Origin of the sequence: Helicobacter saguini, from assembly GCF_000762875.2 — a bacterium.
In the GTDB taxonomy this organism is placed as follows: Bacteria; Campylobacterota; Campylobacteria; order Campylobacterales; family Helicobacteraceae; genus Helicobacter_A; species Helicobacter_A saguini.
This window is the reverse complement of sequence record NZ_JRMP02000015.1, coordinates 11,477-36,248: the sequence shown is the minus strand read 5'-3', so window position 1 is coordinate 36,248 and position 24,772 is coordinate 11,477. Positions and strand designations below refer to the sequence as shown.

Annotated in this window: 20 protein-coding genes and 1 pseudogene; 15 read left to right on the top strand and 6 right to left on the bottom strand. The window is 33.8% G+C overall.

The window, feature by feature from the left end:
* Positions 1–40 precede the first annotated feature (40 nt).
* From LS64_RS09015 to fliN, 5 genes are all read right to left on the bottom strand, one after another.
* Complete coding sequence (locus LS64_RS09015) at positions 41–1,072, bottom strand: DUF2393 family protein (protein WP_052062442.1); 1,032 nt, start codon at positions 1,070–1,072, stop codon at positions 41–43.
* Positions 1,073–2,383 carry a bifunctional phosphoribosyl-AMP cyclohydrolase/phosphoribosyl-ATP diphosphatase HisIE gene (hisIE, locus tag LS64_RS13830; protein WP_064773707.1) on the bottom strand — a complete coding sequence of 437 codons (1,311 nt, stop codon included), beginning with the start codon at positions 2,381–2,383 and terminating at the stop codon, positions 1,073–1,075.
* Positions 2,384–2,498: 115 nt separating this feature from the next.
* Entirely contained in the window at positions 2,499–3,359 is an 861-nt protein-coding gene (locus tag LS64_RS09005; RefSeq protein WP_034571432.1) for an energy transducer TonB, read from the bottom strand.
* A gap of 12 nt (positions 3,360–3,371) precedes the next feature.
* Positions 3,372–4,028: a flagellar biosynthetic protein FliO gene (locus LS64_RS09000; protein WP_052062443.1), complete on the bottom strand. Its 657-nt coding sequence runs from the start codon at positions 4,026–4,028 to the stop codon at positions 3,372–3,374.
* A 21-nt stretch (positions 4,029–4,049) separates the two neighbouring features.
* On the bottom strand, positions 4,050–4,445 hold the full coding sequence (fliN, locus tag LS64_RS08995; RefSeq protein WP_034574226.1) for a flagellar motor switch protein FliN: 396 nt from the start codon (positions 4,443–4,445) through the stop codon (positions 4,050–4,052).
* A 138-nt stretch (positions 4,446–4,583) separates the two neighbouring features.
* Here fliN and LS64_RS08990 point away from each other — a divergent pair, with 138 nt between their 5' ends.
* The 15 genes and pseudogenes from LS64_RS08990 (at position 4,584) to mnmE (ending at position 22,657) form a co-directional block, all read left to right on the top strand.
* A complete protein-coding gene (locus LS64_RS08990; protein ID WP_052062444.1) occupies positions 4,584–5,201 on the top strand; it encodes a hypothetical protein in 618 nt (205 codons plus the stop codon).
* A gap of 28 nt (positions 5,202–5,229) precedes the next feature.
* Positions 5,230–6,894, top strand: a complete 1,665-nt coding sequence (locus tag LS64_RS08985; RefSeq protein ID WP_237416256.1) for a BspA family leucine-rich repeat surface protein — start codon at positions 5,230–5,232, stop codon at positions 6,892–6,894.
* Positions 6,895–7,134: 240 nt separating this feature from the next.
* Positions 7,135–8,739 (top strand): DUF6056 family protein, encoded by a 1,605-nt coding sequence (locus LS64_RS08980; protein ID WP_272917823.1) that lies wholly within the window; start codon positions 7,135–7,137, stop codon positions 8,737–8,739.
* A 104-nt stretch (positions 8,740–8,843) separates the two neighbouring features.
* Positions 8,844–8,972, top strand: a complete 129-nt coding sequence (locus LS64_RS13680) for a hypothetical protein (protein WP_272916639.1) — start codon at positions 8,844–8,846, stop codon at positions 8,970–8,972.
* A gap of 224 nt (positions 8,973–9,196) precedes the next feature.
* Positions 9,197–11,032, top strand: a pseudogene (locus LS64_RS08975) (TonB-dependent receptor domain-containing protein); the annotation flags it as partial.
* A gap of 303 nt (positions 11,033–11,335) precedes the next feature.
* On the top strand, positions 11,336–11,887 hold the full coding sequence (locus tag LS64_RS08970) for a flavin reductase family protein (protein ID WP_034572842.1): 552 nt from the start codon (positions 11,336–11,338) through the stop codon (positions 11,885–11,887).
* Positions 11,888–12,511: a YigZ family protein gene (locus LS64_RS08965; RefSeq protein ID WP_052062576.1), complete on the top strand. Its 624-nt coding sequence runs from the start codon at positions 11,888–11,890 to the stop codon at positions 12,509–12,511. It begins immediately after the preceding gene.
* A gap of 208 nt (positions 12,512–12,719) precedes the next feature.
* Positions 12,720–13,694: a hypothetical protein gene (locus LS64_RS08960; RefSeq protein ID WP_052062577.1), complete on the top strand. Its 975-nt coding sequence runs from the start codon at positions 12,720–12,722 to the stop codon at positions 13,692–13,694.
* Positions 13,678–14,871 (top strand): hypothetical protein, encoded by a 1,194-nt coding sequence (locus LS64_RS08955; protein WP_138127315.1) that lies wholly within the window; start codon positions 13,678–13,680, stop codon positions 14,869–14,871. Before LS64_RS08960 ends, LS64_RS08955 begins: the two co-directional genes overlap by 17 nt.
* The gene (locus LS64_RS08950) at positions 14,846–15,955 is read left to right on the top strand and encodes a hypothetical protein (protein ID WP_138127313.1); all 1,110 of its coding nucleotides are present in this window, start codon (positions 14,846–14,848) and stop codon (positions 15,953–15,955) included. Before LS64_RS08955 ends, LS64_RS08950 begins: the two co-directional genes overlap by 26 nt.
* Before the next feature lie 9 nt (positions 15,956–15,964).
* Positions 15,965–17,341, top strand: coding sequence for an outer membrane beta-barrel protein (locus tag LS64_RS08945; protein ID WP_052062580.1), 1,377 nt, complete (start codon positions 15,965–15,967; stop codon positions 17,339–17,341).
* A gap of 68 nt (positions 17,342–17,409) precedes the next feature.
* The gene (gene yidD, locus LS64_RS12820) at positions 17,410–17,793 is read left to right on the top strand and encodes a membrane protein insertion efficiency factor YidD (protein ID WP_052062581.1); all 384 of its coding nucleotides are present in this window, start codon (positions 17,410–17,412) and stop codon (positions 17,791–17,793) included.
* Between the two features lie 9 nt (positions 17,794–17,802).
* Complete coding sequence (gene yidC, locus LS64_RS08940) at positions 17,803–19,554, top strand: membrane protein insertase YidC (RefSeq protein ID WP_118949282.1); 1,752 nt, start codon at positions 17,803–17,805, stop codon at positions 19,552–19,554.
* 46 nt (positions 19,555–19,600) lie between these two features.
* Positions 19,601–21,160: a Jag N-terminal domain-containing protein gene (locus LS64_RS13350; RefSeq protein WP_034572802.1), complete on the top strand. Its 1,560-nt coding sequence runs from the start codon at positions 19,601–19,603 to the stop codon at positions 21,158–21,160.
* 36 nt (positions 21,161–21,196) lie between these two features.
* Positions 21,197–22,657: a tRNA uridine-5-carboxymethylaminomethyl(34) synthesis GTPase MnmE gene (gene mnmE / locus LS64_RS08925; RefSeq protein ID WP_237416257.1), complete on the top strand. Its 1,461-nt coding sequence runs from the start codon at positions 21,197–21,199 to the stop codon at positions 22,655–22,657.
* Between the two features lie 19 nt (positions 22,658–22,676).
* Here the strand turns inward: mnmE and LS64_RS08920 are convergent, their stop codons facing one another.
* Positions 22,677–24,728, bottom strand: coding sequence for a hypothetical protein (locus tag LS64_RS08920; protein WP_034572799.1), 2,052 nt, complete (start codon positions 24,726–24,728; stop codon positions 22,677–22,679).
* Positions 24,729–24,772: the final 44 nt, after the last annotated feature.

Below are 24,772 nucleotides of genomic sequence, written 5' to 3'. Positions count from 1 at the left end.
CCTTTTAATATAGATTCTATCTTTAGTGCAGATTCTATCACTACCTTGGGGCTTCCTTTAGCATCGGGACGCGGAAGTTATCTCGCTCCTCACGCCTTTTTCGCTCCTCTTCTTTTCTAGCCTCTTCAGCTGCCTGAAAATCTAGCTCGGCGGAATTATCTTGGATAGAATCTTGTGGCGATTCTTGCGGTGGCATTTGCGGTGGCGGCATGATTTGTGGCGTTTGCGGCTCAACTTGTTGTGGCGTAGATTCTATAGAATCTTGGGTGCTAAAATCATTAGAATCTTGCGGCGTTTGCAGTGTTTGCGTGCTCTCTTGCGTAGATTCAAAAGTAGCATTTGGCGCATTCGCATTTATATTAGCATTTTGAGAAGCATTAGAATCTTGCGTAGTCGCATTAGTATCACTAACCTCGCTATTTTCGGCATTTTCAGCACTTGGCGTAGTAGCAGATTCCAAAGGATTTGGCTCGCTAGCCTCCTCTTTTGGTGGCTTTTTATATCCCACCAAAACCTTGTCATTTTCACCCGCCTTGCCCTTGCCATAGCACTCGATTTTGGTCCTAAAAGGCTCATCGCGGTGCGGATAATCCTCCATCACCTGCGAGATTTTCACGCTCTCACCGACATTTAGGCTCATCGGTATATCCTTGTTGTAAATGTGCTTTGGCTTTACATAATTTAGCAGCATGTGCTTGTATTTCACAAAGCCGCTATCCTTGCTTGTGTCGTATAGAATCTGATGTGAAAAGACGCACCCAGCGATGTTTCGTTTACCCACATTTGTGATTTCACCGATGTATTGATAGACGTCTGAGTAGTTATAGACTTTGTTGTAAATTTCATCGATTTCTACCTTGTAAAAACGCTCTTCTAGGATGTAACGTGTTACAAAAGGTAACGCAATGATAAGCAAAAAGCCGATTAAAAACATGGGAATGGAAATTATTTTTCGGCGGAAAAATATGAATGACAAAAAGATAAAACATAGCGCAATCATAAGGAATGCCGACATTAGCACGATGTCATACCAGTGAAAATATGATGTAAAATGTAGTAATTTTTCTTTCATTTAGGCTCTCTTAAAATGTGCTTTAGTTATAAATTTTGTAAGTTTTTTAGAATCTTTTGGGTTATTTGTGATATTAGATTCTATAACTTTTATATTAGTTTTATTAGAAATATTAGAATCTTTTAAATTTTTAGATTCTATAAATTTTATAATTTTTTGGCTTTTAAAGTTAGTAATTTTAGAATCTAAATTATTTTGAAAAGTTATGAATTTTCTAACTTTTTTAGAATCTTTTTTGCGTTGTGAATTTTTAGATTCTATAATTTCTCTAAAATCTTTTTTATCTTTAAAAGTTCTAGATTCTATAACTTTTTTAGAATCTAGTGCAATAACTTTTATATCACTTTTATTAGAAATATTAGAATCTTTAAAGCTAAAATTTGCAGATTTTTTAGAATCTACTTTAGTATTTTTCTTAATCAAAGTTGGTAATTTTATAACTTTTTTAGATTTTTTTTCATTATTTAAAGTTCTAGATTCAGTAACTTTTTTAGGTGTTTTATTACTACGATTAGCTTTCTCCTCTAAGCCGCTAACGCCCACACGTTTTTCGAGTTCCGCATAGATTCTATCAGGGTGAATGTCACTTTTAGCCAACGCCACAAACAAATGATACAGCACATCCGCACCCTCATAAATAATCTCGCCCTCATCGTTATCCTTAAAGGCAAAGCAAAATTCCCCCGCCTCCTCGATAATCTTTTTAGCAATGGCATTTTCGCCCTTAGCAAACAAACTCGCGGTGTAAGAAGTATCGGGATTTGCACCCTTTCGCTCTTGCAAAATGTGATAGAGCGTGTCCAAGATTCCATACATTTCAATACTTTTTTGAATGCTTTGCTTATCACTTAGATTGCTAATATTTTTAGAATCCTTAAAAGTTTCACGCGCATTTTCACTGCTAAGATTCACACTCAAATTGCCCACGTTATCGCCTATTTTATTTTTTTTCTTAGAATCTAGTTTGCTAGATTCAGCCAAATTTTCAAAATTAATCGACTTAAAAAAGCAACTTTTATTCCCTGTATGACACGCCACGCCCTTTTGCTCCACAAGTAAAAGGATAGAATCTAAGTCGCAATCAAGCCGCATTTCACGCACTTTCTGCACATTTCCACTCATCTCGCCTTTTTGCCAAAGCCGCTGTTTGCTACGCGAAAAATAATGCGCAATGTGCGTTTTTAGCGTCATTTCAATAGACTCTTTATTCATAAAGGCAAGCATTAGCACTTCTTTTGTCTTAAAATCCTGCGTAACGCAAGGTATAAGCCCAAATTTATCATATTTTAAATGTTGCAAAATATCTAACACTTTTAACCTTTTTATTACAAAATAAATAACTTTTATATTCTCAAATCTCTAGCATAAATGTTGTATTATATCGTTTTTATGTGAAAAAATACACTTTAATAAATTCTTAATAAATTTACGGGTAGATTTTATAGTGGCCGCCGAGGCGCACGGTGACTGGCTTTGGGGGACGTTTAAGCGATTTTGCGGATTGCTCTACAACCGCTTTCATAGAATCATCAAGGGCTTCAAAGCCCGTGCTAGTAATGATTTGCACCCCGTCAATGTGCCCGTCTGGATGCAGCGTAAATTGTATAATGCCCTTGCCCTGCTGCTTTAGATACGCCGCAAGCTTTGGATAGCCCATCCTATCGGCAGTCTGCTGAAAAACCTCCGCATTCATAAAGTAGCTCTCCGCCAAATAGTCCTTCTGCTCCTTGCTCATAGAATCTAGCTCCGTGCCATAAAGCTTGTAAAGCTCGTCTTGCACACGGCTTGGCAGGTTTGAAATCTTGGCGTGATTTGCGGCATCTTGCAGGCTCTGGCTTAGGCTAGGCTGTGGCGTGGCAAGTGGGTCAAAAGGGCGATTTTGCGGGACATTTAACGCGTTTAAGTCGATGTTTGGATTTGGACTTTGCGTTGTTTCTTGCGGTATTTGCGTGGGTTGTGGTATTTGTGTGGGCTGTGGCGTTATTTGTGGTTTAGATTCTATTCTTTGCTTAGATTGTGATTTTTGTGGTGTTTGTGGCGTTGGAATGCTTTGTGGCTGGGAGTTTTGCAGGCTAGATTCTATCTCTTTTGTTACTTCAGGATTAGACTTTAAAACGCCTAAAGAAATCGGTCGCAAAGTGGTCTCTTTCTCTTTTTCTGGCAAGTGAAAAAAAATAAAAAGTGCGATAATATGGGCTAAAATCGATAGGCTCAGTGAAAGCAAAAATCTATCTTTATAGAATCTATAATGATAATGCGGATTGTATTGATAGGCTAGGGCTTTCATTTATTTTTCTTTTTATGTTTGGTTTTTAGATTCTATAGAATCTTGCGTATTTTGTAATTTAGATTCTAACATAGTTTCAAAATTTGTAGGTTTTTTGGGGTTAGATTCTGTATTTTCTAATTCGTTATTTTTTTTAGAATCTTGCTTTTTAGATGTTTCGCCTTGCTCAACATGACTATTAAAGTTATGATTTTCATATATTTTATCAATTAAAGTTATACCATTTGGATTTAAGCCGATTAAATATTTCTTATTATCATATTTTATAATCGCAACTTTATTTTTAGAATCTAGGATTTTAGCCTGTTCTAGCGTGATGTTTGAGATAATTTCGCCCTTATTTTGCCGAAGTCTAATCACATAAAGTATGATTAAGATTAGCACCATCACAAAAATCACGCTAACATACCGCCACGTGCTAATTTCATAATCTTTTAAAAAATCATCTTTGTTGTCTTTATTTGTAGAATTTATAGAATCTTGTGTTATAGAATCTGTAGTTTTTAAGGAATTAGATTCTATATTTTGTAAGTTTTTGCTAGAATCTGTTTTGCTAGATTCTATATTTTTAGATTCTATATTTTGCGTAGAATTTTTAGAATCTACACTATTAGCAAATATAAAACTATTTAAAGTAAAAACTATAAAAATAAGAATTTTATAAAACATTGTAGCTCCAAATTTTATAACTTAATCTTGGTCGCTAACCTCTCTTGCGATATAATACACAATCGCGTTAGAATCTAGAATCTCATTGATACGAATCGCCAAATTTCGCTCATAAACCATCACCTCACCCTTACCTACAACGCGGTCATTGACATATATCTCAACACTCGCACCAGCGGGCTTTTGCAAATCAATAATGCTACCTTTTTCATACTTTAAAATATCCGCAAGTGGAATCTGTGTCGAGCCTAAATCCGCACTAAATAAAATCTTCATATCAAGCAGCCCCTCATAATCGCTCATCATATCCTCTAAATATGACGCAAGCTCGATTTCACGCGGGGTATGCACCTGCTTTTTATCCAAAATGTTGTATTTGTCCTCTTTTGTTTGTGTGGTCGGTTTTTCTATCGCCATTTTGTAGCTCCAAAAAGTAAAATAACACGCAATTATATTACATTTTTTATAAATAAAGCACATTCTTTACATTTAGGAAATAAAAAAGTTAAAACTTAAAGGATATAATTATCACTTAATTATACGAAAGGGTTAAAAATGTTGCAAAGACTTATTGGTGTATTGTTGCCTTGTTTTATGTGTGTTTTATTTGTTGGTTGTTTTATTGTGTATGAAAATGATGCTGAGGCGCAAGAGAATACGATAGAAAAAAAATTGGAAGTTTGGAATCTAAGTGATGTAAAACAAGCGTGCGATGGATGTGACTTCAAAATGAGAGAGGCTATCAGCAGAAATATATCAAAAGTTGATGAGCAAACAGTATCACTATCCCGTGCGCAATCAGGCGTTAAAATGTATATTTTTGACAATTATAGTATTGAAGATGCCTTCTTAACACTTATAGATTCTAATCTATTTGCCACAAGAATAAATAGAGATTTTAAAATAGGATTATTAAATGCTATAGGTAGTGGTGCAAAAGACTTTGTGATGGAGGGAGGAATCGATGAAATAGGTATCAGTGCTATGGATAAAATAGAGTATGCAAAAAGACTTAGAAATAAAAGTGAACCAAAAGTTATTATAAACTCTGTTAATACAATGCACACTAGCAGAAGAGATTATAGATATAGCGACTCTCTGGAAGGATATATTGTTGATACACAAATAATAATCTTGCATTTTTATAGCGAAAGCCAGTTGTGGAGTAGATAGGTATTTAAGCTGATTTTTAAGGTAAATTATGAAATTTATATCTTTACATCTTTTTATATGTTTTATAATTATTTCTTTTACTAACTGCTCTAAAAACATAGAATCTAAAGAAATATCCACAAAAAATTCTAATGTAAAACTTAGTAAAGCTAAAGAACAACCAAAAAAATCCAAAAAAGATTCCAACATTACACAAAGTATAGAAAAAAATACTGCTAATGAAATGGGCGGAAACATAGGCGATTTACTATTAAAAAATGTAAATTACAATATAGGAAAAGAATTAAGCAATCTAATAAATATAACATGGCAAAATTCCATTGCCTTAAAAAACACATTAGATAATAAAGATGATGATAAGAAAACAAAAATAATTTCTAAGATAGATTCCATAAAAACTACAGAATCCACCACAAAAGATTCTAAAAAAAATATAGAATCTAACGCCAAAGATTCTAAACAAAATACAGAATCTAAAACACAAGAATCCAAAGAGCAAGATTCTAAAATAGATTCCCAAAATATAGAATCTACAAATAACGATTCTCAAAAAACAAAAGAGCCAAAACACAAACCAAAAAATAAAAACGAGCTAAAAAAGCTAATTGAAAATGAAAGCATAAGCCTTGCAAATATCGATACCAGCGAGATTACCGATATGAGCGCGCTTTTTAAAAACTCAAGCCGCAAAGACTTTAGCGGTATAGAATCTTGGGATACTAGCAAGGTCAAAAATATGTATGCGATGTTTGATGGCGCGAAGTTTTTCAACCACGATATACAGGCGTGGGATACGCAAAATGTCACAAATATGGACTATATGTTTGCTAGCACAGGCGCGTTTAATCAACCGCTAGAAAAGTGGGACACACGCAACGTGCAGAGTATGCAGGGAATGTTTGCCTACAGCGAGGCATTCAATCAGCCACTTGCAAAGTGGAATGTGAAAAATGTGCGTTATGCAATGGCGATGTTTTGGGCGAGCAAAGCCTTTAATCAGCCGCTAAATGGCTGGGATGTTAGCAATTTTGAGGATATTAGCGAGATGTTTAAGGAGGCGAAAAGTTTTAATCAGCCACTTGATAAGTGGGTTACAAAAAATGTAACTTATATCAATGAAATATTCAAAAATTGCGAAGTTTTTAACCAAAATATTAGCACTTGGGACACGAGCAAGGTCAAAAATATGCAGGGCGTTTTTGAGGGCGCTTTGGCTTTCAACCAGAACATAAATCGCTGGAATGTCAGCAATGTTGAGAATATGAAAAATATGTTTAAGGGTGCAAGGGCGTTTAATCAGCCCCTTGAGCGTTGGAATACGCGAAATGTGCGTGATATGAAGAGCATGTTTGAGGGCGCGGTCGCGTTTAATCAGCCTATAGAATCTTGGGATGTGCAAAATGTGCGAAATATGTCCGCGATGTTTCGTGGCGCAAGTAGTTTTAACCAGCCCTTGAAAGAATGGAACACAGGCAATGTGTGGAATATGAGTGATATGTTTCGCGATGCCGCCGCATTCAATCAGCCGCTGCGTTTCTGGCAGGTAGGCGATGTGCAGTATATGGATAATATGTTTGAAAATGCAAAAAGTTTTAATCAAAATCTTAGCTATTGGACTACTTCGCAAGTGCGCAGTAAAAAGGACATTTTCAAAAACTCTGGGATGACCGACTTGCCCACCTGGGCGAAATAGCTTGTGTTTTAATATTTTGAAATAAATCTAATCTTTTTAAAGTATCGCTATAATTTTTCCTTATAGATTCTACAAATAAAGGAAAAATATGAAAAAGACAAATAATGTAAGTAAGCTAGATATTAATAACCATTCGCACGAAACTCAACTCAACTCAACTCAACTCAACTCAACTCAACTCAACTCAACTCAACTCAACTCAACTCAACTCAACTCAACTCAACTCAACTCAACTCAACTCTGCCCTACCCCACTACAATAAACGACAAATTTAATCAATTAAAACCTATAATTTTTCGATTACTTCCCTTTATTTTCATATATGTTTTTTTATTTTTCTTAAATTTTATTTTTCCATTGCAAAGCGATGATTTGGGTGATAAATACACTGATTTTAAGAGTGCAATTAGTTCAGCTTACAACTCGTATATGGGCTGGAATGGCAGAATTGGCGATTTATTTCGTGTTAGCTTTGGAGCAGCTCTTAGTCCTAGCGTGGCGTTTAGTTTTATAAATGCGTTTATAGGCACATGTGTGATATACTTGTTTTTTATTTTATTTTATAATCGTTTTCCGCTGTTTCCTACGTTACAGATTCTAAACTTACAGAATCTTAAAAGCTTAGATAGAAAAGATTCTATCATTTCACAAGATATTGGAATCTTAAGCTTTATGTTATTTTTTATGCTTAGTAGCACTATTTCTTTTGGTTCGATTTTCTTTTGGCAGTCTGGGAGTTATAATTATTTATGGGCGCATTTTTTTATCCTTTTGTTTTTGCTTCCTTATAGAATCTTTTGGGATAATTACTTTAAAAATATCGAAACTTTTAAGCCTAAAAATATAGAATCTAATAGTTTTTTAAAATTACTTATTTTGTTTTTTATAGCTTTTATCGCTGGATGGGGTCAAGAGGTAAATATTGCAATAATAGTCACTTATTTTATTTTTTTAGCATTTGGATTCTATAAAAAAGTAAAATTTCCAACTTGGTATTATGTGGGAATCTTAGGCTTTATTTGTGGCTATCTCTTGCTTTATTTTAGTCCGGGAAGTGCAAGGCGAATGTCTTATTTTGTAGAAAGTGGGGCTTTTTTAAGTTTAAAGCAAGTTTTACATCTTGGAATCTTTGGCATTATAAATCGCTTAAGTGAAATTTATATTGGTTATACTAAATTTGTGATTATATCTATATCTATATTTTGGATAATTTTTAGTTATAAAATTACAAAAAATAGTATTTATAGAATCTTATTAATTACATTATTTATAATTTTTGGTGTTATTTGCTATGTTTATAAACTAGGTTTTTATTTTACACATTTTTCCATTGTAATGTGTATTATTTTTGCGTATTATTTTAGAAATATTGATAAAAATTTTGCAAAATTATCTCTTATTTTGGCTCTTATTTTATGTTTGCTTTGCTTATATTTAGATTCTATAATCCAGCTAGGTGGTCTAGCTTCTCGTACCAAGCTACATATAGTTTTTATATTTATTTCTTTATTTTTAGCTATATTTTATTATTTAAAAGATTCTAAAATTATGAATTTCCTAAGTTTTGTATTTATTATTTTGTGTGTTATTAAAATGACTTTAGTATCTATTCAATGTTTAGAATCTCGCTATAAATGGGAGCAAATGCTAGGCAGCATAGACGCACAAAAAAGACTAGGACAAAAAGATATTGTGGTAGATTCTAATAGCTTTGGCTCAAAATATTCTCGCTATGGCGACTGGATGAGTCCTGGTAAAAACGCAGATGTGTGGCCAAATACGAGCTATGCTAACTATTTCAAAGTAAATAGTTTTAAAGCTATTGATTTTAGTAAAGAAAAATAGAAATTTATAAATTCACATTTATACTCAAGTAATAATTAAGCAATAATTAAGCTTTATTATATTATAATACTAATTCTTAATTAGTTTTTTCAAAAGGAGTGCAAATGGAAATGTTAATAAAAAAATTAGATTCTAAGACAAAAGATTCTATAGGCTCAAAACAGACAGAATCTAAGATACTAAGAATCATTAGTAAAAATGCCAACTCTCTCTCTCTCTCTCTCTTGTTTTAATTAGCAATGTAGCCCTAGCAGATTCTACAGAATCTATTAGAGCAAATACTCAAAATGAAAATATAGAATCTAAAACACAAGATTCTAACCAACAAGACACAAAAGCTAAAAAATCCTACAAACTCCAAGCAGTTGTCACATCTGCCACAGGCTTTGAGCAAGAGTTACGCGATGCTCCAGCTAGCATGTCAGTCATTCAAGGTAAAAGTTTGGAATCTAGACCTGTGCGTGATTTAGGTGAGGCAGTAGGGCAAGTACCGGGTGTTAGCATTGATGGCGGTGCGACAAATTTTGGTGGATATGCTATTAGCATTCGAGGTATGCCTAGTAGCTACACTCTTTTATTAGTCGATGGTAAACGTCAAGATGCAAGTAGCGAGACTTTCCCTAATGTTAGCTATTCACAAGCTGTTTTTATGCCGCCCATTTCAGCTATTGATAGAATTGAAGTAATACGAGGACCTGCTTCTACTATCTATGGTAGCGATGCCATCGGTGGTTTGGTAAATGTGATACTTAAAAAGAGTTTTGACAAATGGAGTTCAAATATCCTTTTAAATACAACTCTGCAAGAAGAAAAGCTTTTTGGGCATTCTTTTAGCCTGTCAGCATATACAGGTGGTCCACTAGATTCTGCCAAAAAGCTATCTTTGCAAATAAGGGCAAAAAACACTTATCAATTAGCTCCACGAAGCTTTGAAATACAAGTGCCAGGAGCAAATAATACAACGAATAATCAAATCGTTACAAGCAATACGGCTGCACTAATCGGTGGTGGTAAAAATGACCAGTGGAATGTAGGGGCACGTGTAGGATATGAAATGAATGAGAAAAACTACTTTTATATTGACTATAGCCACGCAGGGCAGTGGTATGACCCTACACCTGTAGGGGCAACTGAAAATTTTGAAAATTCATTTTTTACACGAAATAATAGTATTGTACGACATCAAGGGAGTTATGGAAGTAACGGCTTATTAAAAACTGATACAAGCTTTCAATACAATAATATGTATAATGAAACACGAAATAGAATGAGTAATGATGTAGTACTAGAGCATAGGACAAGTATGCCTATTTCTAGTAGTAAGCTAAATGTTGGATTTCAATATATGTATAATAGTGTCGCAGCACTAAACAACACGGTTTTTGGAGCGAATTTAAGATTTATACAAAGGCATAACTACGCGGTTTATGCGGAAAATGAGTTAGCTGTGCTGGATAATTTATTACTGACGCTTGGTATGCGACTAAATATGAACTCTAACTTTGGCTTTAATATTAGCCCACGTGCATATATTGTCTATAACGTGCTAGAAGATTTTAGCGTGGGCGGAATTGATATAGGTGATTTAAGTATAAAAGGTGGGGTTAGCACAGGATATAGAATGCCAAATATCACAAATGTAACACCTGGCTGGACATCTAGCACAGGTCGTGGCTCTATTAGAGTATATGGTAATCCTGATTTAAAACCTGAATCTAGTTTAAATTATGAGCTTGGAATCTTAAGCGATAGCGATTATGCACAAATTTCTTTTATAGGATTTTATACAAATTTCTATGATAAGATTAGCTCACAAACCGTAGTGGTAGGCGGTGCATTACCTAGTGGCTTTACATGCGATGCTGTGCAGGTTGGAACTGTAGCGGCATCTTGTCGCTATTCTATCAATGTAGATACGGCAAAAAGCTATGGAATAGAGCTTTTTGGTAGTATGAAACCCTTAAATGTAGGTGTAGGTAACATAGGCTTTGATTTATCATACACTTGGAATAAAAATGAAGCCACAAGTGGCACTACACAAGGACTACCACTTGTAGGCATACCAGAGCATACGTTAAATATGTCGCTAAATTATAACTATAATGATATTGTAGGAATGTATATTCGCGGTGAGTTTAGGGCAAATCAAGTGCGCGATGAAGTAACAACTTCACTTGATGCCTTAAATGCATTTTTAAACCTAAATAATATTGATAAATTCTACAAACCATATTTTTTAATGCATTTAGGCATAAATTATAATGCTACTAAAAATTTACGAATGCAGTTTGGAATCTACAATTTGTTTAATCATAATTTTGTAGATTATTACTATGCTTTGCGTACTGGGAACGCTTCTCCTACGGTATATAATAACTATGCTAGTATATATGAAGGTCGTCGCTACTATCTTGCGATAAGCTATGATTTTTAGAATCTGCATTCCTGCGTGATTTCACACGTCTTTGCGTATAGAAATTTCCATAACTGAAATTATAAGCTCTTTTTATTGGCTACATGCGATAGTTTCCTAACTCTTTATAGAATCTAGTATATAATTCCCACTAAAATTGCGACATAAACACAAAGGACAAAAATGCTACTGACTTTCAAAGACTCCACGCCCTTAGCAAATTACAAGATTCTAAGCAATGCGATTACGCCGCGACCTATTGCGTGGGTTAGCACCAAAAGTGCCGCTGGTGTGGTAAATCTCGCGCCATTTAGCTTTTTTGCCCCACTTTGTAGCGCCCCTGTGATTTTTAGCATAAACATTATGAATAAGAGCAATGGCGACCTTAAAGACACGCTTTTGAATGCGAAAATGACGAAAAAAGCCACGATTTCTACCGCGCAACCGCAGTTCTTAGAATCTTTGCAGCAAACTAGCAGCGAGCTGCCTTTTAATATTAGCGAACCGGCGCAGTTTAACATTCCTATGAGCGAAATAAACGATGATTTTCCGCCGATGGTGCAGGATTCTTTAGTGGCGTTTTTTTGTGATTTTAAGGATATTTTAAGCTTTTCAAGCACGCAGGACACGTTACTTTTGGAGGCAAAAGAAGTTTTTATCGATGATAGAATCTATAATGAAAATCTAAATTTTACCCTGCAAAATATCGGTCGCGTGGGCAAGGGCTATATTTAGATGTTTGTTTTGGATTGTGCTAATTTTGAAATTGCTGGTTTTAAGGGCTTTAAAGGCGAGATTTTTGAGGTTAAGGCATCTAAATTTATCACGCATTTATTCGCCCTAGATTCTATAACAAGCTTTGAATCTAGCCGCAAAATGATTATAGAATCTTTGCGTGAGAGCCATAAAAAAGCCGTGCATTTTGTGGAAAGTTTCAGGGTTTTAAATGAGTTTAATCAAGTGGTAGAGGGCTTTAGCGATGATGGAGAGCCGCGTGGCAGTAGTGGTGAGCCGTGTTTGCAGGTTTTGCGTGGGGAGAGTTTAATCAATATTTTTTGTGTTTGTATGCGATATTTTGGTGGTGTGAAACTAGGCGTAGGAGGGCTTGTTCGTGCGTATTCTGGAAGTGTGCTAGATTCTATAAATATGGCAAAAAAGTTAGGATATTTGAAACTTTATGAAGCAATAGTTACAAAAATTATAGAATCTAAAGCAGCCAATTTTAATAAAATCTCACATCTTGCAAATAAGCTAAATATTAAAATCACAAATAAAGAATTTTTTGGGGAAAATATGACTCTAACCCTTAGCGGCACAAAAGAAAAGCTAAAGGAATTTTGTGATGACTGCAATTTATAATATTTCTTTTTATCTTTGTAAGAATTGCATAAAATATTATTATGAGAATTCGTGAATTTGCGAAATGTTGTTAATTTCTCTTTATAATTATGGAATTTAAATTTGGGTTTGCTTAAGGGTTTAAGTGGATTTGGGGTTTTTGGGGTGAGTTGTGGGAAAAGGTAAGGTTACTTTTTTACATATTTGTTTTTTATTTTTTGGCTGCTTTATGTTGTTAGCTAACGAAAATACTGAATCTAGCAATAAAGATTCTATAAAAGATTCTAAAGAGAATATAGAATCTAAAAGCCAAGATTCTAACACTTCTAAACAAAATGCAAAATCTAATAAGGAAAACAAAGATTCTAAGGATAATATAGAATCTAATGAAAAAGATTCTAATAATATAGAATCTACAACGCAAGATTCTATAGATAAAGACAAGAGTGAGAAGGAATTAAAGCAGCAAGAAAAGGAGCAAAAGAAAAAAGAAAAGCAATTGCAAAAGGATATAAAAAAGGCAAAAAAGCAAAAGCCTTTAAATATTTTGCCTGATAATAATCCATATTTAATTGACTACACGACATTAGATAGAAAATATTATCCTTTTATACAACGCTCTGGCAAGTTTTATGATAGCGATATAAAAGAGACTATTAGAAAAGTGGATATTGCCGAGCGGAAAAGTGGCGTATTTGTGGGAATCTTATGGGGGGCAAATATCAATGTAAATACCGCTAGTTTATTAGCAAATCTAGATTCTATAAATCCATTAAATAATCCATATATCACAAATACAAACTACCTACTTTTTGGACTAAAAATAGGCTATCAAAGCTATATGGGACAGGTTTTACCGCTAAATACACTAGGCTATCAAATCTTTGTAGATATTGCATCTAGCTTTGGGCAAGGAGCTGTGTTTTATACGACTTTAAATATCGGGCTGCTTTATGACTTTTTTGAGACTAATGGCGGGAAGTTTGGTGCGACTTTTTTTATTAACTTTGGCTTTGGCTCGGCAAATATCACAGGTTTTAGCAATAATAATATTTATGAATTTGCCGGGAAAATCGATATAGGTTTAGGCGTGCGAATTAATGGTAAAAATAAAATCAATTTTTCACTTATAAGCAGTGTGGGCGGAATGCAGAGCTACTTTGTAAGTGGGATACCAAGTATAGGGTATGAATATGTTTTTTAGAATCTTAATCTTATTAATGTTTGTTGGCTTTTTAAAAGCCGAAGATTCTATAGAATCTAGCCTAAAGCCACAAGATAATCGCGCTGATTTTAATAATAATATGGAATCTAAAAGCAACTCTATACAAAGGGGAAATACAAAAGAGCTAGAAAAGCTAAAAGATTTTAGTAAAGAAGTAGAAGATATTTTAAACACTCCGCCAAATACTAAAATGGATTCTATAGAATCTAAAAAAGATTCTAAAAAGATAACACCAAAAAAGCCAAGTGTAGATATTACTCGCACATTAAAAACTGAGAATACAAAAGAAGATAAGGAAATAAAAAAACAGGTGCAAGATATTTTAAAAGATTCTAAAAATATAGAATCTAATGAGCTAAATGATGGTAGCACAAAAGATATTACAGAAATAAGACAAAAAAATCAAAAGATGGATATTTACTTGCAACGCCGTGAGAATGCGTTAAAAGATATGAACTACGTCCATGAAAGAGAGCTAATGCACACTATAAAGCCTGAAAAGCTAGATTCTAAAACCTTGCAAGAAGGTGCTCTTAGTGCTAAAACGCAAAAGCAAGTGCAAGAAGCACACGATAAGGCTGACTTTGATAACTTTAAAACGCATTTATTTTTAGGGCTGCATGGTGGCATTACTTTTAGTGCGGTAGCAAGTAACGTCCATACTCTTCCTACTATTAATATAAAAGTAGGATTCCAAAACTTTTTTGGCTCTCTAGCGCGTCAGTATGGCGTGCGTGTGTATGCGGATACTAATGTGGCTAGTAATATTTTATTGTCGCTTAAAAATGACCCTTTGGCTGATTTTATTGATACGACTTTTACTGCGACTAATGTGAATGCGGAGCTAGTGTTTGAAGTAAATATTTCTAAACGCATTCGCTTTGGTATCGGTGCTGGATTTGGGGTAGGGTATATGACTTATCATGATGAGTTTTGGGATAGCCTTAATGGCTTTGCTAGTAATGCTGGTGTGATTACATATTTAACGTTAAATAATCGTAATAAAATTGAGCTAGGTTACAAGCTATTTTTTTATAGCTATGGTGATTATGTAACGCGTAAATTAGAAAATGTGGTCGATAAACCATACAATTTATTAAATAGCGACTTTGCTAAACCTATGGTGCTAAGTGCGGGGTGGGTTTATGTGTTTTAGAATCTTAATTTTATTTATACTTTTAATAACGTTTTTAGAATCTAAAGCGTTAATCGCGCCGCTTTATAACTCAGGCTGGGAAGAGCAAGATAGCGATACTATAATGGATTCTAGTTTGCCTATGCCAAAAGATTTTAGCACAAAAGAGACTCCACAATCGCATATAAAACAAGTAGAAGATTCTACAATATTGCATAGTCTAGATTCTATAAAGCCTAGCGATATAAATATAGAATCTAAGCTGCTAGATTCTATAAAGCAATATGAAGATTCTAAACAAGATTCTATGGAATCTAGTTTATTAGAATCTAGCGGAGTTTTCTTAGGTGATTTGCAAACTAACAAGATTATAGAATCTAATGAATATAAAATAATAAAAGTCGCACTAGATTCTAAAAAAGATTCTAAAGAAATCCCTATAAGTGAAAAAGTGGAGAAACAAGCACAAGAGTATAAAAAAGAGCAAGAACTAAAAAAGCAAAGTGAGAAGATTCCACAAATACAAGATATAGATTATAGAATCCATGAGCTACAAAAAGAAAAATATATGCTTTCTTCACAAGTTTATTTTAAAGAGAAAGAAAAGCATGACTGGATAGCAAATACAGCTAGAAGTGGCTACTACATAGGTGGTGGTGTATTAGTGGACTTTGTAAATACTCCTAATAGAAATGAAGGTATAAAGGCAATTCGTGTGAATTTCACAGGAATAGCAAAGCTAGGCTACATTCGCTACTTTAATAATGATATAGGGATAAAGGTGGAGGGTTTTAGCCTATTTGGTGAGAACAATGGACGCGTGAACTACTATGCAGGGACGCGTTTTAGCCTATTGCATGATGTGAATTTATTTAGATTCACTAATGCTTTCCATTTTGGGTTTATTATGGGATTTGGCTTTGGGGCTGGGTGGCTTAATAATGTCGAGCATATCGGTATTAATTTGCACTTAGGCGTTAGCTTTAGTATTACAAAATATATTCGCTTTGAGATTGAGCGACTGATTTTAAATCCGCTAAATCCTTTGGAACATCCACTTGATTTTAGGAATAACTATGTGGTTAGCGGCTCATTTGTGTTTTAAGGTTAGATAATGAAAAAGATTTTATTGATATTTATTTTTAGCTTTTTATTAAATGCAGATTCTATAGAATCTACTAATGGAATCTTACTTGATTCTATCCTTAATAACAATAATAGAAAGTCGGCTACGACAAGATTCTATGATAATAGAATGAATGTAGATTCTATAAAAGAAACTCCATATAATATTGATGAAAATTATTTGCAAAATCCATTTGCCATTGTGCCATTTGGAAAGCTAGATGCTAATCGCACATTTAAAGACCCGCCAAAACAGCCAAAAGTGATAATACCAAAGGTAGAAACGCCAAAAGTGATAGAATCTAAACCTATAACTCCGCCAAAAGAAAAGCCTAAAAAAAGCGTAGTTCTAGAATCTATAGAAGTTGCAAAGCCTTTAGAACCACTAAAAGATAATTACGCTGATAAATTGCGTGAGCTTTACTCGCTAAGATATGAAGTCTTTAGCCTTAAACAGCAGCTAGGTGATAGTTTTAAAGCGGATATTCCTTATGGAAACATAATAGATTCAGATTCTAGCTATAATAAGTTTAATACCTTAGCGCAAGGCTACAATGACGCACAGGCTAAAAGTGGCTTTTTTGGGGGGATAAATATCGGCTTTGTGGATATTTATACAAGCGGCTGTGCGAATATGCGAGATGTGGAAAATCCACAATATACGCCAGGTGGCACAGCAGCACAAACAATAAAGGGCTGTGATATTACCATAACGCAGACTAAGCCCTTTGTCTTTGGTGGGAATGGTGGCTATCAACGCTTTTTTAATCACTACATAGGCACACGCCTTTGGGGTGGCGTCTTTAGCACGTGGCTAGGCGATACGCAAAAGTATAATCTAAACACAGGAATGTATGAAAACGCCACAACGCTCACAGGCAAGGACATCGATAGCTACTACGCACTAGCACACATGAGTGCGGATATACTCTTTGAGTTTCCACTAGATTCTAAGTTTAAACATTATATCGGCGCATTTATCGGTATAAATATCGGTGTTATGTATTATCGTCCCTACATTCGCCGCGATAGCGTGTATGTGAATGGGCAAACGCTTAATCGATATTATCCAGCAAATTATATTTGGAATTATAATTTGCAAGTTGATTATTCACTAAATCTTGGCTTTAATCTTACCATTAGCAATAAAAATCGCATAGAATTTGGGCTTTTTGTCCCCTTAGCATTCTTAGAACTCCCGGGCTTTAAAGAAGTCGCAAGTGATACCGCAAAAGGCACAGAATCTGATATATACATAAACCCACAAAACCCAACAACCCCACAACCCATAATAGGCACACCACAAAAGCCCGACTTCTGGCGCAGCAGCGTCTTTAACATAAGCTTCAAACGGAAATTGTTTTAGAATCTAAGAAATAAATTTATAAATTTATAATATACTTCTTTAAGAAAATAACTGAAAGTAAAATAAAAATGAAACTTTTATACCTAAAATTTATTAGATTCTATCAGGTTTTTATTTCGCCATTTTTGGGGCAAAATTGTCGGTATTATCCTAGCTGTTCGCAGTATGCCCTGCTGCTTTTTAAGTATGATAATGCGTTTTTGGCGTTTTTTAAATCAAGTTTTAGAATCTTATCTTGTAATCCGTTATTTAAAGGTGGCTTTCAAGCTCCATTTATTTATAAAAAGGGATTAGATTCTAAATTTAATAGCTTTAATGCCTTTAAACAAACAAATTTCCTAACTAAGCCCACGATTCAGTCTCCACAAAAAGTAACATATTTTCTAATAAAATCGCAAACTTATTTGCTTAAATCACAAAAATTTTATATAATTTCAATTTACATAAATTAAAGGTTTTTAGTGGATAAACAAAGTAATGTAAGGTTAATTTTAGCGGTTGCTATCTCATTTTTAATTATCGTTTTATGGTCTAAATATTTCGCCCCAGAGTCCAGCCAAACAGATTCTAAAGCGGATTCTAAGGCGAGTATAGAATCTAAAGATTCTACAAAACAAGATTCTAACGCAAATGCTGTGCCAAACTCCGCTACTAGCTCAAACGCCCTGCAAAACACGCAAAACACGCAAAATATGAAAGGCGCACCAAATTCCGTTCCTACAAAAAAGGAAATCTTGACTACGATTAGCGCAAAAGATTTTGATATGGATATTGATGTTAGCGGGGCGATTACGCAAGTTTATTTAAAGGCAGATAAATTTACCCAGCCCCCGCAAGAGGGGATTTTTACGCACTTAGGGCGTCTTTTTGGAATGATTAGCGGAGAGAATAAAAAGCTAGATAGATTGCCGCTTTTTGCTAATAATGTGCCGCTTTATCCGTTGCAAATGTTTTTTGTAGATTCTAAATATAATGATTTGGCTATACAAAATAAATTTAGTGCGGACAAAAGCCATATTACGATAGAAAATGAGCCGCAAACGCTTACATTAACGCAAGATTTAGGCGATGTAGTGCTAAAAAAGATTCTAACAATTTATCCAAATATGACTTATGATGTTAGCATTGAGTTAAGTCAGAATCTGCACTATGTAATTAGCAATGGAATGCGTCCTGATGCTGATAGTGAGGCTTATGTCTTTCATGGCGTGGTGCTGCAAAATGCAAATGGCACGATTGAAAAAATAGAAGATGGCGATGCAAGAGAGGAGGGAGAAAACTTTAGCGATGCCTTGTATCTTGCTAGTGCGGATAGATATTACACATCTGTGCTTTTTAAGCCGGAAGGGACTTTGGGTATCGTTAGTATCGGCTCTTATGGTAAGGGACTGCCGCGTCCTTTTATCAATGTGCAAGAGCAAATGGAGAGTTTTAAAGGCTACATCGGTCCTAAAGATTACAAGGTTTTGCAAAGCATAAATCCGCATTTAACAAGCATTGTGGAGTATGGTCGCATTACCTTTTTTGCGAAGTATTTTTTTAGTTTGCTTGAGTGGCTTTACACTTATGTGGGTAACTGGGGCGTGGCTATAGTGCTTTTGACGATTATCATTAGAATCATTCTTTTCCCACTTAGCTTCAAAGGAATGGTTGGGATGCAAAAATTGAAAGATTTAGCCCCAAAAATGAAAGAGATTCAAGAAAAATACAAGGGCGACCCGCAGAAAATGCAGGCTTCAATGATGGAGCTGTATAAAAAACACGGGGCAAATCCGCTAGGGGGCTGTCTGCCTTTGTTACTGCAAATCCCTGTGTTTTTTGCGATTTATCGCGTGCTTTATAACGCTGTGGAGCTTAAAAATGCGCCTTTGATGTTTTGGGTGCATGATTTGAGTGTGATGGACCCTTATTTTGTGTTGCCTATTCTTATGGGGCTATCGATGTATTTGCAGCAAAGCCTTACGCCAACGGCGATTACTGACCCTATTCAGGCGAAAGTTTTCAAGTGGTTGCCGGTGATTTTTACCATATTTTTGATTACTTTTCCGGCTGGATTGATACTTTACTGGACGATAAATAACATTATTTCGATTTTGCAACAAATTATCATTAATAAAATGCTGGACGCTAAAAAGGCAAAAGAAATCGCGGAACATCACACAAAAAACGTAGCAAAAAATGGGGCAAAAAATACACACAAACATAAAAAATAACGATATAATTACATAAATAGTTATAAAATCACTAACAGGAATAAAAATGAAAAAATTTGTAGCAAAAACTTTAGATTTAGCATTAGAAGAGGCAAGGAAATATTATGATTGTTCGCTAACGCAGTTAGAATACGAAATTACGCAGAATGCTAGTAATGGATTTTTAGGATTTGGGAAAAAAGATGTAATAATTGTCGCTAATAAAAAGGTTATAGAATCTAGTAATAATTTACAAAATAGTTTGGAAAATCATAATGTGGCTATGTCGTCTAGTTCGGCTGATAGTTTGCCTGTCGCTAGTGGTGCTAATGTGGAGAAAAATAGCGAAGATTCTAAAAATCCTAATATTAATAGTGAAAAAGTTATAGAATCTAAAGCTAATCTAGTAAGCGAAGATTCTAAGCAAAAAGTTAGTAATATTGAAACTTCTAGTGGTTTGGATTCTAAAACTAGTTCGTCTTTGGAATCTAGCTCGTCTTTGGAAAGTCCTAAGTCGGTGGAGAGTGCTAATGATGTAAATAAGAGTGCGGAATCTTTTAAAGACGTGGAATCTAGGGCGTTAGAATCTAAAACAGCTTCGATTTATGCTAAGAAAACACCACAAGATTCTATCTATACAAAAAAGGCTGATATAGAATCTAATGATAAAATCCCTTGGGATAATAACGATACTGAAACATCGTATACACCGACAACGCAGCCACAGAATCTAGCTCAAAAAGATTCTAATTTTAAACAAGATTCTAGAGATTTTGGTAATAAAGATTCTAGAGATTTTAATAAAGATAAATATCAAAAAAATCGCAATATTTACTCAAAATATAACGCCCAAAATGACGATGAATACGAAGAAGTAGAACGTAGCTATCAAAATAAAGATTTTCAAAATAACTTTAAAGATGAGCGATTTAGCAATCTAAAAAATATGCAAAGTCAAAATAAAGATTCTAAAAGAAAAGATTTTGTAGAATCTAGCTTTGATTATAAAGATTCTAAAGCTACTGAATCTAGTATAAAAAATCATAAAAATTATGAAAAATCTAACTTTATAGATTCTAAAGAGCAAGAGTTTGACTTAGAAAAAATGGAATCTGATTGCAAGGAAATTCAAGCTGAGTTAAAAGAATTGCTAAAATTTTTGCCGCTTGATTTAAGCAAAGTGCAGGTGAGAGTGCATGATGAGCACACGCTTTTTATCCTAATTGATGGGCTTGATGCCGCGCTACTTATCGGGCAAAAAGGCTATCGCTACAAATCGTTATCTTACTTGCTTTTTAACTGGATAAATGCGAAGTATGGCTATTCTGTCCGCCTTGAAATAGCACAATTCCTAAAAAACCAAGAGGAAATGATGCACGCATATTTGCAGCCCATAATTGAGACTGCAAAGGCGGAGGGCAAGGCGCAAACTAAGCCACTTGATGGCATTTTAACGCATATTGCTTTGAAAATCTTGCGTGAGGCGCTGCCAAATAAATACATCGTTTTCCGCGATACGCCGGAGGGAGAAAAATACATTACAATCAATGATTTTTTAAACGCTGGAATGCCACGAAATAGCGTTAATATCGGGCTTCCTAATATTCATGGCTTTCCAAAATACTAAATTTTTATGATTTTATAGAATCTAAAAGGCGAATTTATGGAATCTAAAAATTCTAAAAATCATAACTTTTTGGATTCTAAAGTTATAGAATCTACCATGCAGGATTCTAATAATTTTAATAAAAAGTTAGAAAATTTAAAAGATTGCAATGATTTTGAACCTACCATTGTGGCAATTTCTACCGCTTTAAGTAAGAGTGCAATAAGCATTGTAAGAATGAGTGGCAATAAGGCATTAGAAATTGCCTATAAACTTTTAAATTCTAAAACGCCACTAAGCCCACGTGTAGCGACTTTACGCAACATTTATGATGAAAAAAATGAGCTAATTGACAACGCAATTATTATTTATTTTAAAGCACCCAAAAGCTACACAGGAGAGGATTTAGTCGAGATTCAAAGTCACGGCGGTAGCATTATTGCAAATGATATTTTAAAAATGTGCTTATTTTATGGCGCAACTTTAGCAGAACCCGGGGAATTTAGCAAAAGAGCCTTAAAAAATGGAAAACTAGATTTAATCAAATTAGATTCAATTATTTCGCTAATAAATTCTAAAAATGCTAACTTTCGAGCCCTTTTAACGCGAAATTTATGCGGAAAATTAGAATCTAATTTAGAATCTGTCCGCGTGAAATTGCTAGAAATAATCGCACAAATTGAAGTAAATATCGATTATGCTGAAGAAGAGCTAGATTCTAATATTTTGAATATTTCGCTTAAAAACTTACAAAATATAGAATCTAATTTTAAAAATATTATAGATTCTACAACTAAATATAACAAATTACAGAATCTAAATCTTTGCATTCTAGGTCGTCCAAATGTAGGCAAAAGCTCCATTTTAAATATGCTTTTAAATGAAAATCGCGCCATTGTAAGCGACATTGCCGGGACAACGCGCGATGCAATTAGCGAGTATATCGATATTTGCGGCAATTTGATTAAAATCATTGATACCGCCGGGATTAGGGATAGTAAAGATTCTATTGAATCTCAAGGCATTCAAAAAAGTTTCGAATTTGCTAATAAAAGTGATATTTTATTATGTATTTTTGATATTTCAAGCGAAATGACAAAAGATGATTTTAAGATTTTAGAGTTTTTAGATTCTTTGCATGATAAATTTATTTTAATAATTTTAAATAAGGTTGACTTAGAGCATAAAAATACTTATGAATTTCCTAACTTTGAAGTGCTAAAAATTAGCACAAAAGAAGCTAGTTGTGCTAATATTTTAAAGGATAAAATTAGCCAAATCCTAACTTTTAATATCGACAAAGATACATTAATCCTAACAAATCACACTCAAAAATTACTCTTAGAATCTGCCCTGCAAAATATCCAAACCGCTATTACTTTACTACCAACAAACGCCCTAGAACTAACAAGCCTAGAACTAACAAATGCCCTGCAAAACATAAGCCAAATCACAAAGCCCTACAATGTCGAAGAAATGCTAGATTCTATGTTTTCACAATTCTGCGTTGGGAAATAGTACCAAACAAGAATTTTAACTATTCAGATCTGTTTTGTGCTGTTACCTCTATTTCAATGTCTTTATTATCATTATATTTAACATTATAATATATTAGATAATTTGGTGATTTATCACCCTTTTTATCACTCCAACCATTCCCAAAATCTTCTAATACTTCTGTATAATAATTTGCCTCACATGTCCTATTATTCTTAGAATTTATTCCTAAATCTCTTATGTTACTCACATGCGAAGTAAGCTTTGGGATTACAATATTTTGAGTTCTATTCCATAGATTCATAAAATTTTCCCTTGCATCTACGCCAAATTCTCTTTCTTGTTCGTCCGCTCTGGCTATCGCATGATATTCAAAACTTGCTTTCATAATTTGCCTATGCACTTGAATGTCATCACATTTCGGTGGCACATCTTTATTTATTTTTTTGTTGTTATTTTGCACTATTGAGTCAAATATATCATAATCCATATTAGTTAATCTTATGCTATCTTGCATTATTTTAATTTGTGGCTTAGAATTTTTACATGAAACATCATAAGTAACACTGTAAATTGGTGATTTATCACCTTTTTTATCTCTCCAACCATTTCCAAAATCTTGTAAGACCTCAGTATAATAGCTAGCATTGCAGAATCTTTGAGATTTATCCTCGCTTAAACCATAATCTTTAATATTGCTGATATGCGAAGTTAGTTTTGGCAATATGCTATTTTGAGTTTTTTCCCATAACTCTAAGAATCTTTCTCTAGCCTCTCTACCATTTACTTCTAGCTCTTCATCCGCCCTTACCATTGCATGACTTTTAAGACTAGCTATAACAAGAGATTGTGAAACATCATCGTGATTGCACGCTGGTGCTATATCGCAAGTGTCATTAGAATGCACTATCGTTGTATTATCTTGATTGCTATCTTTTGTGTGTTCTTTTTGTGTGTTCTCATTGTTATTTTTATTGGCTTCATTATTTTGCTTACTAAATTGTATATCATCCTTGTTACTTTCATTACTAGATTTTTCACTTATTTGTGTAGAATTATCCTTGCTGTTAGATTTAATATTTTCATTTGATTGAATTAAATCTTGCACGTTAGATTCTGTGTTTTTAGACTTCTTATTTGAATCATCACTAGATTTATCACTTTCTTTTGTGGTTTTGCTTTCATTATGTGAGTATTTGTTAGACTGAGTATTCGTTTCATTTATAGAATCTTCTTTAGACTTATCATTTGTTGATGTTATATCCTTAATATTCTTATTTTGGCTAGATTCTTTATTGTATTGTGTTGTATCACTCACATTATTAATGGAATCTTGTTTTATTATTTCATCGTTGGATTTAATATTTTCATTTGATTTAGTAGTATCTTGTTCATTTGACTCTACATTGCTAGAGTTTTCATTTATGTTATTGCTAGAATCTATATTTTCATTTGTTTGAGTTTTAGATTGATTAGAATCTTCGCTTGATTGTTTATTAGCTGTTTTTACATTGCTATTGTGATTATTTTGCTTAGAATCTTTGTTTATTTGTTTGCTAGATTCCATGCTTGAAAGTTGTTTAGTATCCTTGTTTAAATTGTTTTGATTAAAACTATTATGCGTAGTTTTATTCACAAAGACATCTTTATTTGTTCTGCTAGATTGAATATTATTTGTATTTGTGAGATTTTTATTGTTGTTATTAGAATTTATCATATTATTTAAAGCGTTTGCACTACCATCAGTTTCTTTATTACTGCTAGAAAGACTATTTGTTTTTGTGTCGTTTAAATTGGTAGAACTTTGGGCATAACTAGATTCTGGCTGTATATTGTTGTATTGAGCATTAAAATTTTCATTAGACTGCACAGAAGATTCTAGAGCTTGAGATGTATAATTACTTGTAGGTATTTCATTTGTGGTATTGTTAGATTGAAAATTAGTAGTATCCATAGTATTTGTTGTATTAGAATCTTTTTTATCCCCACTTAAAAAATACCACGCAGCCCCGCCCACAGCGGCAACGATAAGCAGTAGCAAAAGTATCAAAAGAGCGGGACTTTTATTTTCCTTATTCTCATTTTCACTCATAATATTTCCTTAAAAATCCATAAAAATTCTAGCATTATACTAAA

Excerpts from the sequence above, each read along its gene's own strand:
- LS64_RS09015 (WP_052062442.1), bottom strand. The coding sequence starts at position 1,072 with ATGAAAGAAAAATTACTACATTTTACATCATATTTTCACTGGTATGAC.
- LS64_RS09005 (WP_034571432.1), bottom strand. The coding sequence starts at position 3,359 with ATGAAAGCCCTAGCCTATCAATACAATCCGCATTATCATTATAGATTC.
- LS64_RS09000 (WP_052062443.1), bottom strand. The coding sequence starts at position 4,028 with ATGTTTTATAAAATTCTTATTTTTATAGTTTTTACTTTAAATAGTTTT.
- fliN (WP_034574226.1), bottom strand. The coding sequence starts at position 4,445 with ATGGCGATAGAAAAACCGACCACACAAACAAAAGAGGACAAATACAAC.
- LS64_RS08990 (WP_052062444.1), top strand. The coding sequence starts at position 4,584 with ATGTTGCAAAGACTTATTGGTGTATTGTTGCCTTGTTTTATGTGTGTT.
- LS64_RS08985 (WP_237416256.1), top strand. The coding sequence starts at position 5,230 with ATGAAATTTATATCTTTACATCTTTTTATATGTTTTATAATTATTTCT.
- LS64_RS13680 (WP_272916639.1), top strand. The coding sequence starts at position 8,844 with ATGGAAATGTTAATAAAAAAATTAGATTCTAAGACAAAAGATTCTATA.
- LS64_RS08970 (WP_034572842.1), top strand. The coding sequence starts at position 11,336 with ATGCTACTGACTTTCAAAGACTCCACGCCCTTAGCAAATTACAAGATT.
- LS64_RS08965 (WP_052062576.1), top strand. The coding sequence starts at position 11,888 with ATGTTTGTTTTGGATTGTGCTAATTTTGAAATTGCTGGTTTTAAGGGC.
- LS64_RS08960 (WP_052062577.1), top strand. The coding sequence starts at position 12,720 with ATGTTGTTAGCTAACGAAAATACTGAATCTAGCAATAAAGATTCTATA.
- LS64_RS08955 (WP_138127315.1), top strand. The coding sequence starts at position 13,678 with ATGAATATGTTTTTTAGAATCTTAATCTTATTAATGTTTGTTGGCTTT.
- LS64_RS08945 (WP_052062580.1), top strand. The coding sequence starts at position 15,965 with ATGAAAAAGATTTTATTGATATTTATTTTTAGCTTTTTATTAAATGCA.
- yidD (WP_052062581.1), top strand. The coding sequence starts at position 17,410 with ATGAAACTTTTATACCTAAAATTTATTAGATTCTATCAGGTTTTTATT.
- LS64_RS13350 (WP_034572802.1), top strand. The coding sequence starts at position 19,601 with ATGAAAAAATTTGTAGCAAAAACTTTAGATTTAGCATTAGAAGAGGCA.
- mnmE (WP_237416257.1), top strand. The coding sequence starts at position 21,197 with ATGGAATCTAAAAATTCTAAAAATCATAACTTTTTGGATTCTAAAGTT.
- LS64_RS08920 (WP_034572799.1), bottom strand. The coding sequence starts at position 24,728 with ATGAGTGAAAATGAGAATAAGGAAAATAAAAGTCCCGCTCTTTTGATA.